General features: G+C 66.3%; 14 protein-coding genes. 2 read left to right on the top strand and 12 right to left on the bottom strand.

The window, feature by feature from the left end; all coding sequences use genetic code 11:
- The first annotated feature begins 244 nt into the window (after positions 1-244).
- Entirely contained in the window at positions 245-793 is a 549-nt protein-coding gene (locus tag GQS65_RS01720; RefSeq protein WP_158202947.1) for a DUF7344 domain-containing protein, read from the top strand.
- Positions 794-930: 137 nt separating this feature from the next.
- Here GQS65_RS01720 and GQS65_RS01725 read toward each other — a convergent pair whose 3' ends face one another.
- The 4 genes from GQS65_RS01725 to GQS65_RS01735 all read right to left on the bottom strand — a co-directional run bounded on the left by GQS65_RS01725 (position 931) and on the right by GQS65_RS01735 (position 2,598).
- Entirely contained in the window at positions 931-1,152 is a 222-nt protein-coding gene (locus GQS65_RS01725; protein ID WP_158202948.1) for a DUF7511 domain-containing protein, read from the bottom strand.
- 237 nt (positions 1,153-1,389) lie between these two features.
- Positions 1,390-1,584 (bottom strand): hypothetical protein, encoded by a 195-nt coding sequence (locus tag GQS65_RS01730; RefSeq protein WP_158202949.1) that lies wholly within the window; start codon positions 1,582-1,584, stop codon positions 1,390-1,392.
- Between the two features lie 180 nt (positions 1,585-1,764).
- Positions 1,765-1,908 carry a hypothetical protein gene (locus GQS65_RS21305; RefSeq protein ID WP_199268382.1) on the bottom strand — a complete coding sequence of 48 codons (144 nt, stop codon included), beginning with the start codon at positions 1,906-1,908 and terminating at the stop codon, positions 1,765-1,767.
- A 288-nt stretch (positions 1,909-2,196) separates the two neighbouring features.
- Positions 2,197-2,598 carry a hypothetical protein gene (locus GQS65_RS01735; protein WP_158202950.1) on the bottom strand — a complete coding sequence of 134 codons (402 nt, stop codon included), beginning with the start codon at positions 2,596-2,598 and terminating at the stop codon, positions 2,197-2,199.
- 243 nt (positions 2,599-2,841) lie between these two features.
- Between GQS65_RS01735 and GQS65_RS01740 the strand changes: the two genes are divergently transcribed.
- Positions 2,842-3,834, top strand: a complete 993-nt coding sequence (locus GQS65_RS01740) for an AAA family ATPase (RefSeq protein WP_158202951.1) — start codon at positions 2,842-2,844, stop codon at positions 3,832-3,834.
- Positions 3,835-3,960: 126 nt separating this feature from the next.
- Here the strand turns inward: GQS65_RS01740 and GQS65_RS01745 are convergent, their stop codons facing one another.
- The 8 genes from GQS65_RS01745 to GQS65_RS01775 all read right to left on the bottom strand — a co-directional run bounded on the left by GQS65_RS01745 (position 3,961) and on the right by GQS65_RS01775 (position 11,087).
- On the bottom strand, positions 3,961-4,134 hold the full coding sequence (locus tag GQS65_RS01745) for a hypothetical protein (protein WP_158202952.1): 174 nt from the start codon (positions 4,132-4,134) through the stop codon (positions 3,961-3,963).
- A gap of 215 nt (positions 4,135-4,349) precedes the next feature.
- Positions 4,350-5,051 (bottom strand): DUF7519 family protein, encoded by a 702-nt coding sequence (locus tag GQS65_RS01750; protein WP_158202953.1) that lies wholly within the window; start codon positions 5,049-5,051, stop codon positions 4,350-4,352.
- Positions 5,048-6,421, bottom strand: coding sequence for a DUF58 domain-containing protein (locus GQS65_RS01755; RefSeq protein ID WP_158202954.1), 1,374 nt, complete (start codon positions 6,419-6,421; stop codon positions 5,048-5,050). The genes GQS65_RS01750 and GQS65_RS01755 overlap by 4 nt, the downstream gene beginning before the upstream one ends.
- Complete coding sequence (locus GQS65_RS01760; protein ID WP_158202955.1) at positions 6,418-7,125, bottom strand: DUF7269 family protein; 708 nt, start codon at positions 7,123-7,125, stop codon at positions 6,418-6,420. Before GQS65_RS01760 ends, GQS65_RS01755 begins: the two co-directional genes overlap by 4 nt.
- Positions 7,125-7,865, bottom strand: a complete 741-nt coding sequence (locus tag GQS65_RS21530; RefSeq protein WP_158202956.1) for a DUF4129 domain-containing protein — start codon at positions 7,863-7,865, stop codon at positions 7,125-7,127. Before GQS65_RS21530 ends, GQS65_RS01760 begins: the two co-directional genes overlap by 1 nt.
- Positions 7,866-8,041: 176 nt before the next feature.
- Positions 8,042-9,403: a sulfatase gene (locus tag GQS65_RS01770; RefSeq protein WP_158202957.1), complete on the bottom strand. Its 1,362-nt coding sequence runs from the start codon at positions 9,401-9,403 to the stop codon at positions 8,042-8,044.
- Between the two features lie 504 nt (positions 9,404-9,907).
- Positions 9,908-10,084, bottom strand: coding sequence for a DUF7563 family protein (locus tag GQS65_RS22265; protein WP_449271785.1), 177 nt, complete (start codon positions 10,082-10,084; stop codon positions 9,908-9,910).
- Between the two features lie 436 nt (positions 10,085-10,520).
- On the bottom strand, positions 10,521-11,087 hold the full coding sequence (locus GQS65_RS01775) for a DUF7344 domain-containing protein (protein ID WP_158202958.1): 567 nt from the start codon (positions 11,085-11,087) through the stop codon (positions 10,521-10,523).
- Positions 11,088-12,072: the final 985 nt, after the last annotated feature.

The following is a 12,072-nucleotide window of genomic DNA, read 5'->3' on the forward strand; positions in this document are numbered from 1 at the left end:
CGTCAGTTGGCTGACCCGCACGACGGTTTCACTTCTGCAACCGTCAGCAGGTCGGCTGCTAACCCGAGCGGTGGAGTGGACACAGCGACTCGTGGGGGCCGCTACGGCCCGATAGCTGGTCCGTAACAAAGGGACAGTGTCTCCCAGTAAAGACCATGTTGACGTCGTTATCGGCATCCACCACCGAGGGAGGCGGTGCCGTAAGCGTGGCTGAACGAGAGGGGGAGGACGAAGCCGAGGCTGAATGCAACGAGAGACGCTAATGGCCGAGGAGACGGAGTTGGCGCTCGACGACGCGTTCAACATCCTCAGCAACTCGCGTCGCCGGTACATCCTCTACTACCTCTACACGCGCTCGGAGCCGGCGACCATCGACGAACTCGCCGGGCAGATAGCAGCGTGGGAGAACGAGATACCCGTCGACGAGTTAGACGACACCGCACGCCGACGCGTCTACGTCTCCCTGTACCAGACCCACCTGCCGAAACTCGACGACTTCGGCATCGCCGACTACGACCGTGACGACGGCACCGTCACGCTCACCGAGGGCGCGGAGGAGATCGTCCGGTACCTCCCGGTCGAGGAAGGCGAACAGCGCGACTTCGTGTGGTACTACGTCGGTCTGAGCGTGGTCGCGGTCGTGTTGCTCGCCGCCGTCGCTGCCAACGTCCTGATGCCGGCCATCGCGGCCGTCCTCATCGCTGTCGGCCTGGTCGCACTGGTCGGCTATCAGTTCCTCGTCGGCCGGTCGGACGGGGAGCGTGACCTGCTCGACCTGGAGAACCTGGAGTAGACGGGAGGACGTTCTCTCCGAGAGCCAAATCGGCGAGCGACGGCGTCGGGCCGCCTCGTCGGAGCCACGCCCTCGTCGACGACGAGGGCCGCCGCTGTCAGCACTGGTCGCTGTCGGCTGCTGTCGACGACGCGGCGTCAGCGGACGGCCGTGACGTCGACGATGGCCTCTTCGTCGGCCGATATCCACTGCGTGATGATCTCCTCGTCGGAGGCGTCGTGCGGATAGAAGGTGTACAGGTCGGGCGCGTCGTCGTACGGCTCGACCGTGTAGTCGAGTTCGAAGCGGGGCCACGCGAACAGCGACCCCTCTTGTGTCTCGGTTTCGCGCTGTGGTGGTGTATCGATGTCCTCTCTCATTGGCGACCCTGAACACCACAGCGTACAGCGGAGCGTCCTATAGTTATGGAGCGGTATGACACAGTTTAGCTATCCCTATCGTCGTGAACGGCCACGAATCCCGACGAGAACCCACAGCAGTCACCGACTGTTCACCCGAGCGGACAGTGAGCCGAGCCGTCCCGTCGGACCCGAGACGACGGTGTCCCGACGGCCGTCGAAGCGGGCGCTCACCGCCGGTCGAGGAGTGTTCGGGACTCATCTGACGTCTTCGAGCGCCAGATACGCTCCGCGGGTCGCCGTCAGCCACGACGAGCGACGACTCGACGGGTCGTAGACGACGAGGTCGTCGGGCGCGAGTGACGGAAACCCCTCGTCGGCGTCGGGGTTGAACTGGAAGTCGAGCGCGAACGTCGGCCACTCCTCTCGGGTGGTCGTCCCCTGAGTGGACATACCGGACCCGACACGAGGACGAGAGATAAATCCGGTCGAGTTAGTGTGTAATTAGACACTCACGGCGACGGACCTGTCGGGAGTGACGACCGGGAGACGGTGGCCTCGGCACGTTCGCTGCACGGTCGCTCGACGTCCCTTGCCGCCACGTGCCCGGTCGACCGTCGAGCGGTCGCAGCGCTACACGTCGTAGACGGCGATAGACGACGCCCCACAGGCCACACACGCGTCGTCCGACGCACGGAGTGTCGTCCCACAGCGGCGACACTCGTAGATCCGAGTCGGGCCGCGATAGCGCTGGACGAGCGACGTGATGATGCTCATCGAATCCCCCTCATGGGACGAACGCTTCGGAGCACGACACTACTATCTTCCGAAGTCTCTTCGGTCGGTAGCTGTCGACAAAATGAGCGCGTGGGGCCGACGGGGTGGGAATGTGGTTGGCAGTGACGATGGCACGTGGGGTCCCGGCGGCGCTCCAAGCGGTCCAACACCCTCGGTGGGCGCAGTCGATACTCTGACTGCCACGTGCTTAGTTATCGGTCCCGTACAGAGCTCTCGGTGGGTCTACACCGAGGATAACGCCAAAAAGTCGTGAGTCGTGCCGTGACCTCAGTTGACGGTCCGCCAACTCTTGGTCGCAGCAATCATCACCAGGAGCGCGAGGAACGCCACGACGAACCACGCACCAGTGCCGGAGGTGAAAAACTCCGCCATCGGTTCGAGCAGGCGCAGTCCGACGGCCTGACCGATAGCGAACAGCATCACCGCGACCCCGATCACCAGGATGCCCGCGCGAACGAGCGTCTCGGTGAACCAGCTACCGACCTCTTCGGTCGTGCTCCTCGGGGGCTGTTGGGTCCGACCCTGCTGGGGTTGGTTCTGTGGCGCTCCCTGACCGCCGCCCTGCTGGGCGGGCTGGCCCTGCTGTCCCTGGGCAGTGTGCTGCTGAGACTGCTGGCCGTTGCTTCCCTGTGCGGCGTTACCGTTTCCGCTGTTGGGATTCTGACTCATGGTCGGTGAACGCTCCGCAGGTCGGTACGCGACACCCGATAAAAGTTATACGTCGAATTACGGACGACCCGAGAGCACGGTTATCAGCCCGAATTCCGCCTCTTTCTGTCGGTTTTCGGCGTTTGTCGACACACAGAGCCACTGTCACGAATTGCGAACGGTTCGACCCACCCCGAGCGGGGATCGGGTCACGCCCGTGCGTATGCGGATGATAACAAAGCCCCGTGACTACACAGGAAACCCATGGAGATACAGGAGGTCCACTCCCGAAGCAACGCGATCCTCGACGAGGTGTCGCGTGCGGTCATCGCCGACCGGCAGGTGTTGCGAACGGTGCTGACCGGCTTTCTCGCTCGCGGCCACGTCCTGCTCGAGGACGTCCCCGGTACCGGGAAGACGCTGACCGCACGGTCGTACGCTACCGCGCTCGGCCTGTCGTTCTCGCGCATCCAGTTCACTCCCGACCTGCTCCCCTCGGACGTCACCGGGACCCACATCTTCAACGAGAAGACCCGCGAGTTCGAGTTCCAGCCCGGCCCCATCTTCGCCAACATCGTGCTGGCCGACGAGATCAACCGCGCCTCCCCGAAGACGCAGTCGGCACTGCTCGAGGCGATGGAGGAGGGACAGGTGACCGTCGACGGGACGACCCACACCCTCCCGGAGCCGTTCTTCGTCATCGCCACGCAGAACCCCGTCGAACAGGAGGGGACGTTCCCGCTGCCCGAGGCGCAGAAAGACCGCTTCATCATCAAGACGAGTCTCGGCTACCCCGACGAGGAGGGGGAACTCGAGATCATCAACCGTCGTGCGAACCGCGATACGGCGATGCCCGGCGCACAGCGAGTCACGAACGAACAGGAGGCCACCGCACTCCGCGAGGCCCCCGAGCGCATCCACACCGACCCGGACGTGCGACGCTACATCACGCGACTCTGCCGGGCGACCCGCGAGGACTCGCGGGTCAAGACCGGTGTCTCGCCGCGTGCGACCCAGCGCCTGTTCGAGTCCTCGCGTGCGCTCGCAGCCGTCAACGGTCGCGCGTACGTCACTCCCGACGAGGTGAAGGCCATCGCCCCGGTCGTCCTCTCACACCGCCTCGTGCTCACCGCCGACGCCCGCGTCGGCAACGTCAGCAAGCGCTCGGTCGTCGAGGACCTGCTGGAGAACATCGAAGTGCCGACCGTCCAGTACACCGCCCAGCAGCAGAGCCAGCCCTCAGCAGGCGACGACTGACCCGGAGGAGTATCACGTCAGCGAGGGCGACGTCGGTTTAGCGTGGCTACTCGGCCGTCTTGGACGCTCTTTCGTCGAGAAGTCACATGACGAGCTGGTGGGTCGGTAGCCGAGTCAGTCCCCGTTCTAAGTGTCCCCAGTCGTCGAACGGCGCATCGGCGAACGCTTCGACGACCAGACGGCGCTCCCGGGGCGGGACGCGCTGTCCACGCTGGTGGTCGAGTTCGTCGCCGTCGGACAGACCGTCTCGACACCCAGCAGACTGACGACGGCGAGGACCGTCAGGACACGCCCGTTCATTCGACGGACTGTTCGGCCAGCAGTACATTATTGTTGTTACTTTCTCCACAGCGAGAAACACCGTCGACGGTCGAGCGTCCCTCCGAGGCGAGCACCACTCGGCGAGTGGCGGGCGAGGCGCTGCCGGCGGGTCTGCTCGGGGGATGGGAGAGCGCGAGAGGGAAGGGGAAGGACTCGTCGGAGTCGGCCCACACAGCACGCCGAGTCCGTCGGCGCTACTTGTAGAGCGCGACCATCAACACGAGCGCCGCGCCGAGCAGGAGCAGGAGGCTCGCCAGCGGCAGGTCGGTGACGTTGACGTTGATCATCACCAGGCCCGCGCCGATGCCGACGCCGCCGAAGAGGGTCGTTCCACCGGAGTGCGACAGTTCGCTCGGCCAGGTCCGAGCCCTGGTCCCGAGTTGGTTGCCGAGGTTGATGGCCTGCTCGGCGGCGTCCCACGCGACGATGGCGGCGACCATACCGACGAGCAGGGGGAGCGGGTCGGTCCCCGTCCCGTTGAACGCGCCGACGAAGACGACGCCGATGACGAGCAGGGCGAACCCGAGCGAGACGAGACGTCGAGAGAGCCGGCGGGAGAGCGGCACTACCCCGAGCGCGATGAACGGGACACCGAGCAGACCCAGTAGCTCTCCCCGGAGCGTCAGCGACGCCTGGTAGCTCCCGACGAGGGCGACGCCGACGGCGAACCCGCCGAACGCGACGAGCAGTCCGACGAGCGCGACGGGGAACCCGAGGAACCGGATTCCGCGGTTGTAGAGCGCCGTCCCGAGGGCGAGGACGAGGACCCCCCCGAGCGTGACGGCGATCCCCGTGTACTGCTCGGGTACCGACCCGACCGCCGCGACACAGCCCGCTGCAGCGAGGACGGCGATGGCCGAACTCACCCGTGACGGGCGGTAGACGACGTTCGTCACTGCTCGACCTCCATGACGTCGACGATGGAGGTGCCCAGCGGCTGGTCCGGTGTCCAGTCGATGACCGGAATCTCGGCCTGTCGGAGCGAACTGACGCGGTTCTCTCGGTCGACACTCGCCAGGCGCGCACCGACCGACGCGTCACTGGAGACGTTCGGCGAGACCACCGTCACCGGGTGGCCGTTCGCTTCGAGCGTGAGCGCCAGCGACGTGATGTACTCGTCGCCCAGCGGCGAGAGCAGGATGACCTGCGCGTCACCCGACAGCCGTTTCCTGAGTTCGGCGGCCTGCTCGTCGGGGTCCGGCGGTTCCTCGTCCGGCGGCACCGTCGAGAGCACCGGATGGGTGGCGAGCAGTTCGCGGGCGGTGACCTCGTGTTCGATACCGACACCGGCGGCGAGCCAGCAGAACTGGCGACCGATAGCCGCGAGGCCGACGTAGTCACGGGTCTCGCCGAGCGCGGTCAGGAGCTGTTCGGCCCCCGCGAGGTTGTACGCCATCCCGTGGGGTTCGCCCTCGGCGCTGGCGCGGTAGGCGCTCTGACGGGCGTCGATGAGCAGGACGATGGTCGCGGCGCGTTCCTCGCGGAACTCGACGGTGGTCAACTCGCCCGTCTTCGCGTAGCGCTTCCAGTCGATACGGCTCATCGGGTCTCCCTTCTGGTACTCGCGCGTGCGGTGGAACTCGATACCAGCCCCACCGTCGTCGGTGACCAGGCGGCCCGTCGAGTGTCGAGACTGCTTGCGCAGCGGAACCTCGGGGACGGCGTCGGTACAGGTCAGCACCGTCGCGGGGTCGGACTCCACCGTCGCTTCGAGTTCGGTGCCCCCCGAGACGTCACGGAGCATCGCCGTGACGGGGTCGAACTGGTGGCGGCCGTACTCCGCACCCACGGTGTAGGAGAACTCCGTGGTGCTGCCCGGCCAGAGGAACGTGGCGTGACGCGGGGAGCCATCACGTACCGCGAGCATCGGCGGCACGCCGTCGACGAACCGGACGTCCGACAGCGGCCAGCGGCCGGTGTTGGTGATGCGGACGGTGACCTCCACGTCGGCACCCCGGTCGGGGGTGTCGTCGTCGACGGTCCGCTCGACTGCGAGCGTCGGCTTCGGCGACCCCGTCAGGCGTGGATACGCCGCGAACGCCGCGACGGGGACGGTCGCGAGCAGCAGGAACGGACGAGCGGCGAGGACACCGACCGCCCCGGCGAACAGGGCGACGGCGACGATACCGCGCCATCGGCCCGTCCGTCGTCGGTCCTGTTCGACGACGAGGTCGTCGGCGTCCTCGGCGGCCGAGACGCGCTGGCCGTAGTTCGATACTGCACCGTCGGTCGCCCCCTCCTCGGCGGTCGCTGTCGCGTTACTCATGAGGTACCTCCGGCCGTCCCGGTCGGACCGGGACCGTCTCTCCGGTCGTCGGCCTGGTCGGGCCGGCCGGCCGCCGACGGTTCCCGGCCGTTCGACGTCGAGACGTCCTCACGTGCGAGCGCGACGATTTCGTCGGCCGCCGCGCGCGCGCCGTACTGGAGCCACGACTCGCCACGGACGGCGGCGCGAACACGCGCCGACCGCGGCGCGACCCCGTCGGCCGCGAGGAACTGGCTCGCGGTCTCGTCGTCGGTCCACCGCCCGGACTCGACGAGGGACCGGGCGTCCTCGCGCGCGAGCGCGCGCTTCCGAATCAACGTTCTGATGGCCTGTTCACGGAGCTCGTCGCGGACGCGTTCGGGTTCCTCCGAGAAGTACGTCGCCCGGAGACCGAGACCGTTCTCGACGAGGTCGTCGAACTCCGCACCCAGGACGGGGACGCGTTCGACGTACTCCGGTTCCGGCGGGGCGGCCTCGTCGACGCTGCTGGCCGCCCGCGCGACGAGCATCACCACGAGGACCCCGAGCGCCACGACGCCGAGACCGGCGACGACGAGGTAGTCGCTCCCGAGTGCGTCGATGGCCGCCTCGATGGGGAGCGCCTCTCCCAGTCCGGGAGCGAGGACGACGGCGAGCGCACCGCCGAAGACGAGGATGCCCAGCAGGACGAACAGATACCAGAGGCTCCGTCTGAACGACACCATCAGACCTCACCGCCGAGGTTCATCCGCCGGAGCGACTCGCGGGCGCGACGAGCGTCCTCGTCGGTGATCGGCTGCGTGCCGTACCGGACGTTCTCGAACACCGAGCGCAGCGAGTCGACGGCGTCGCGGTCGAGACCGGCCGCGACGGCCGCACTCGCGCACTCGGCGGTCGTCATCTGACGGGGGCGCTGGATGCCCGCCCGGTCGGTCATGGCGAGCCACGCACGCTCGATCTCGTTGCGCGGGTCGGCGACCCACTCGGTCCCCGTCCCGTCGGTCCCAGCCCCGCTCTGTGGTAACAGTGCGAGGAACAGCGCGAGGACGCGCGGCCCGTAGCGCCGGACGATGGCCCCGAGAACGAGGAGCGCGAGCAGCGCCAGGACGAACGGCAACAGCGCCATCAGCAGGTCGAGGAGCTGCTTCCAGAGCGGTGTCTGATCACCGGGACCGTCGCCCTGGTTCCCGTCGTTTGGCTGCTGTTGTGGCTGGGGCTGTTCCTGTTCGGCGTCCTCGTCGGGTTGCTGTTTCTGTACCTGCTGTTCGGGGTTGTCCTTGTTCGTCTGAATCTCCTTCTTGACGTTCTCGGCCTGGTCGTTGCCGAACGGGACGTTCTCGAAGTCGAGATCGATGACTTCGTCGGGGTCCGAGGAGAGCGAGGATTCGAGTGTCGTCGCTGACGCTCCCATGGCGACGATACACGCGAGGACCACGGCGAGCGCGACGACCCGGTCCGCACTCATGGGTCGACTCGCTCGGCGGGTCGCATCGTATCAGTTGACATCACGGTCGTTGTCTCATAGAGCACTTCTGGCGGTGATAGTTAATCGGCTTCTACACCCGTCTCGTCGTTCGTTGCGGTCGTTTCACTCGCTGGTACCGGCCTCGCCCGGCGGTCGAAACCGGCGGGGTCGGAGGCTCAGAGATAGCCCAAATCGCGGAGCTGAGCCTCGACGTCGCCGTCGAGACGCTGTCCGGGCTGGTCCGACCCCTCGTGTTCGTGGAGCGACTCCGTACGCTCCTCGAGTCGGCGTCGGCCCTCCGCGAGCATCTCCTCGTCGGCGTCGACGACGGACTCGCTTTCGGCCCCCGAGCGTTCGAGGACGTACTCGTCGTCCGCGTCCGAGCGGACGTACTTGAACTCCGTGTCCGAGAGGATGCGCCAGCGCGTCGCGTCGGTGCTCGTCCGGCCCGTGTGCGGGACGTAGTCCTCGGTGAGCGCGACGTCGTCGTCGCCGGTGAACTGCTCGACGTCCGTCTCGCCGGCCATCAACGCCGGGAGGTTCACGAGGTTGACCGGCGAGTCAACACGGTCGGCGTCGGTCTGACCCGGCATCTTCACCCACAGCGGGACGTTGACGTTGATGTCCCGGCAGTAGTGAGGTGGCGTCTCGTCGCGGTCGAACTCGCCGAGGGTCTTGCCGTGGTCGGCGGCGACGACGATGAGCGTGTCGTCGAACCGGCCCTGCGCTTTCAGCATGGCGAACAGCGCGGCGACCTTCGAGTCCTGGTAGCGGATGGCCGCGTCACAGAACTGGAGGACGCGCTCGCGCTCGTCGGGGTCCATGTCGCGCTGGCCGAGGACGTACGCCAGCAGCTTCGTGTTGAGGAGTCGCGGCTCGATGGCGCTCGGCGGCTTGAGACCGAGTTTGCGGAACGCCTCCTTCGGCGGGAAAAACGGGCTGTGAGCCTCCATGAGGTTCATGAAGGTGAACGTCGGTCGACCGTCGCCGCTCGTCGTCTCGAACCAGCGTTTCGTGCGCTCGGTGAGGCTGTCGGTGAAGAAGGGCCGCTTGAGCGCGAACAGCGGCTGACGGGAGGCGTGACCGACGAGTTTGTGCCCGCGCGAGTAGAGCTGTTCGCGGCGAGTGTGGAGGTCGGCGTCGCCCTCCGTCGAGATTTCGAGGTTCCACTCGACGTACTCGTCGAACCCACGGTCCAGCCCCGAGAGCTTCCCGACCCACGGGTTGTTCGAGAACCCGGCGGTCCGGTAGCCGTCCTGCTCGAGGCGCTGGGCGACGGTCTCGATGTCCTCGTCGAGCGTCAGGTCACGGTCGGCGAACCCGTTGGTGATGCCGTGTTCGGAGGGGTAGAGACCCGTGAAGAACGAGCAGTGAGACGGGAGCGTCCACGGTGCGGGCGCGAAAGCGTTGTCGAACACCGTGGCCCGTTCGGCCAGCGCGTCGAGCGTCGGCGTCGTCGCACGGTGGTGGCCGTACGTCGAGACGCGGTCCCGGCGCATCGAATCGAGGATGATAAACAGCACGTCCGGTCGGTCCATGCGTCCGCATCCGTGTGAGTCGGGCTTTGTTATTGAGTGTATATCCGTTCGCCCGTGTGCGAACCCGACGCTCGACACCGAACGGGTCGGCCGGAAGGGACACCCAACCACCCCGGTACGACCGCGACGAGGCGACCGCAACGGCGGTCGGAGCGACCACACGTGACTGGACGGCCGGTCGGTGGCGGGGCTGACGATTCGGTAACAGGTCTGACGGCGCAGTGACAGAGAAGAGACGGGACGAGTCAGCGACGGCTGGCGGCACGACGTCACGACCGACCGGCACGACGTCACGACCGACCGGCACGGCGTGCCCGTGAGTCGACGACGTGAGAGGGGCGCTGGGAATCTCGGTGACGGCACCGGAAGCAGGTGATAGGACAGGCCGTAGTCGGTAGTGACTCGTCGTCGATGAGAGCGAGTTCGGACAGAAAGCGTGCTCGTCCGGCCTACCCGACCGGACGAACCACGACAGGAACGAGCGACGACGGACCGCAGCGTCGGTTACGGGACGATCTGTTTCCCATCTCGGAGGTCACGGGCCGTCCCACAGCTGAGACAGCCGTAGACCTCGTCGGCGTTGTCACCGAACACACGGACGAACTGTCGAGTGACGAATTCGCCACAGTTGTTACACCGCCGCTGGGAGTCAGACGGTCGCGCAGAGTGTACCTGATTCATCCTTCGACACCGATTGATGCAACGACAGTCGTGACCTTTGCTATCAACCTTATAATCGGGGTTAGTGGTGTTCTACTCCGCCTTCGTCGGCAGAACCGCCGAGTGATGGAGTGTGGCATTCTCGACAGACCCCGGTCGTCGCGCGGGCGTCGACGGTCCACGGTCGACCCTCTCACGAGTGGTTCGGAGGACGTCCACGGGTCGGTCGTCGTGGTCCCGACGACCGAGGCTCGCCTCGTCGGGCGCCGGTTCCGGGCGAGCAGTGACAGTGAGAGCGAGAACCCGTGGGGGCGAGCGACGGTCACGCGAAGATTAGTCACGCGAGGATCAGCGACGGACGACGAGAGCCCCGGACTCCGGAGCGTGGCGGCTCTCGCTGGTCGCTAGGAGCGATAGGAAACGCGTCACTGCTGTGAAAACGGGAGTCGGAAGCCGGTCAGCGAACGGCCGTCGCCAGCGTCGCCACACCGAACGCGAGCGTGAGTGCGGTCGGGAGCCAGAGACCCGCCGCCGGCAGCACCGACGCCCACGACGCGGCGGTCAACACGGCTGCGACCGCCGTCGCGGCCATCGGGTACTGGACGGTGTCGAGCGACGGCGGGGCGACGTCGTCGTCCGCCTCCCCGTCGTCGACCGTGAGGTACGGCGCGAGGCTGTCGGTCAGGTGCGTCCGGGCGACCGTCCCCCTGTTCTTGTCGTAGTCGATGACACCGGCCTCGTCCAGTTTCGGCAGATGACACTGGTACAGGCCGACATAGACACGCTTGCGCTGCGCGGACGACAGTTCCGGTATCGAGATGTCGTTTTCCAGTGCAGCGATGTGCTCGGCGATGTCGCCCATGTCGACGCTCTCTTCCTGGTCGAGGAGGAACGTCACCGCGCGGCGACGACGCTCGTTCTGCAGTAGGTGGAAGAGGTCGTCCTTCGCGAGCGTCTCCGGTTCGGTCGGTTCGGTCGGTTCGGTCGTAGCCGTCTTGGCTTCTGTGACTCCCGTTGCGTTCATGTGTTCGTGACCTTCACATCTTCCGAGACGCGGAGCCGTCTTCAAGGTAGAACCAAAACAGTTTGGTATAATCTTGCCAGTCGCCGTCCGGTTTGCGAATGGCCGGAGTCGACGACTCGGTGGAGGGACCTTCTGTCGCGTCGTTATGCGGGTTTGAGCGCAATCACTTAAATCTTCGTCAGACGGATCCCCCCGGCCCCTCCCAGTGACGAACCCCGACGTCCGAGTCGCCTCCCGCCACGCGCACGCACACACCACGTTTCCGGTGAAACACCGCTCGGACCGGGAAACCGCTCAGAGACCAGTCGACGGAATCGGTCACGCTACCGATCGCCTCGGACGGACGCTCGAGTGGACACGTCGGCGGACACGACGATTCGGAGAGGACGAACACACCACGTTTCCGGTGAAACGCCGGGATACGTCGTCGACGAGGAGGGGCATCCGGGGGGAGGCGTAGTGCAGTGTGACGGAGGGGGGCGGAGTCGAGGCGGCGGGTGGTGGAGTGAGACGAGAGTGAAGCGAGATAGACGCCGGGGGGGTGGAGTGGAGCGTGGTCTGGTCGAGTGAGATGGGGTGACGAGGGGTTCGACGGCCGTCACCGGTCGGGGCGAACGGTTCCACCCGATGCAGTCGAAGCCGGGGTCGAAGCGGCGGCGACGGGCGAGACACACACACCACGTTTCCGGTGAGACCCGTCGAGAGGGAGGGGGTGGTGACGGACCACCGCGGGGGCTGAACAGCCTCGAACGAGGACGGACGGACGAACACTTGTGAGGAGTTTCCAGAGGAAACTATCGAAGTCAGAGGTGATGAGAGGTATCTCTCGCCGGGCGTTCGAAAATCCTCGGGGTAGAGACGGTGGCGAAACCGAAACCGGTTGTCGCTCTCGTGACGAGGACTCCGTCGGTCTCGGAGTGCTCCCGCCCGCCCGCTCCACTACTTCACTTTCAGTCTATGGTTATCCTATATAGATAGAATGCGA

The organism is Halomarina oriensis (assembly GCF_009791395.1).
GTDB classification, from domain to species: Archaea; Halobacteriota; Halobacteria; order Halobacteriales; family Haloarculaceae; genus Halomarina; species Halomarina oriensis.

What these genes read in the sequence shown, in the direction of transcription:
- GQS65_RS01745 (WP_158202952.1), bottom strand. Translation starts at nt 4,134, where the DNA reads ATGAACGGGCGTGTCCTGACGGTCCTCGCCGTCGTCAGTCTGCTGGGT.
- GQS65_RS22265 (WP_449271785.1), bottom strand. Translation starts at nt 10,084, where the DNA reads ATGAATCAGGTACACTCTGCGCGACCGTCTGACTCCCAGCGGCGGTGT.
- GQS65_RS01740 (WP_158202951.1), top strand. Translation starts at nt 2,842, where the DNA reads ATGGAGATACAGGAGGTCCACTCCCGAAGCAACGCGATCCTCGACGAG.
- GQS65_RS21530 (WP_158202956.1), bottom strand. Translation starts at nt 7,865, where the DNA reads ATGAGTGCGGACCGGGTCGTCGCGCTCGCCGTGGTCCTCGCGTGTATC.
- GQS65_RS21305 (WP_199268382.1), bottom strand. Translation starts at nt 1,908, where the DNA reads ATGAGCATCATCACGTCGCTCGTCCAGCGCTATCGCGGCCCGACTCGG.
- GQS65_RS01730 (WP_158202949.1), bottom strand. Translation starts at nt 1,584, where the DNA reads ATGTCCACTCAGGGGACGACCACCCGAGAGGAGTGGCCGACGTTCGCG.
- GQS65_RS01725 (WP_158202948.1), bottom strand. Translation starts at nt 1,152, where the DNA reads ATGAGAGAGGACATCGATACACCACCACAGCGCGAAACCGAGACACAA.
- GQS65_RS01735 (WP_158202950.1), bottom strand. Translation starts at nt 2,598, where the DNA reads ATGAGTCAGAATCCCAACAGCGGAAACGGTAACGCCGCACAGGGAAGC.
- GQS65_RS01720 (WP_158202947.1), top strand. Translation starts at nt 245, where the DNA reads ATGCAACGAGAGACGCTAATGGCCGAGGAGACGGAGTTGGCGCTCGAC.
- GQS65_RS01760 (WP_158202955.1), bottom strand. Translation starts at nt 7,125, where the DNA reads ATGGTGTCGTTCAGACGGAGCCTCTGGTATCTGTTCGTCCTGCTGGGC.
- GQS65_RS01755 (WP_158202954.1), bottom strand. Translation starts at nt 6,421, where the DNA reads ATGAGTAACGCGACAGCGACCGCCGAGGAGGGGGCGACCGACGGTGCA.
- GQS65_RS01775 (WP_158202958.1), bottom strand. Translation starts at nt 11,087, where the DNA reads ATGAACGCAACGGGAGTCACAGAAGCCAAGACGGCTACGACCGAACCG.
- GQS65_RS01770 (WP_158202957.1), bottom strand. Translation starts at nt 9,403, where the DNA reads ATGGACCGACCGGACGTGCTGTTTATCATCCTCGATTCGATGCGCCGG.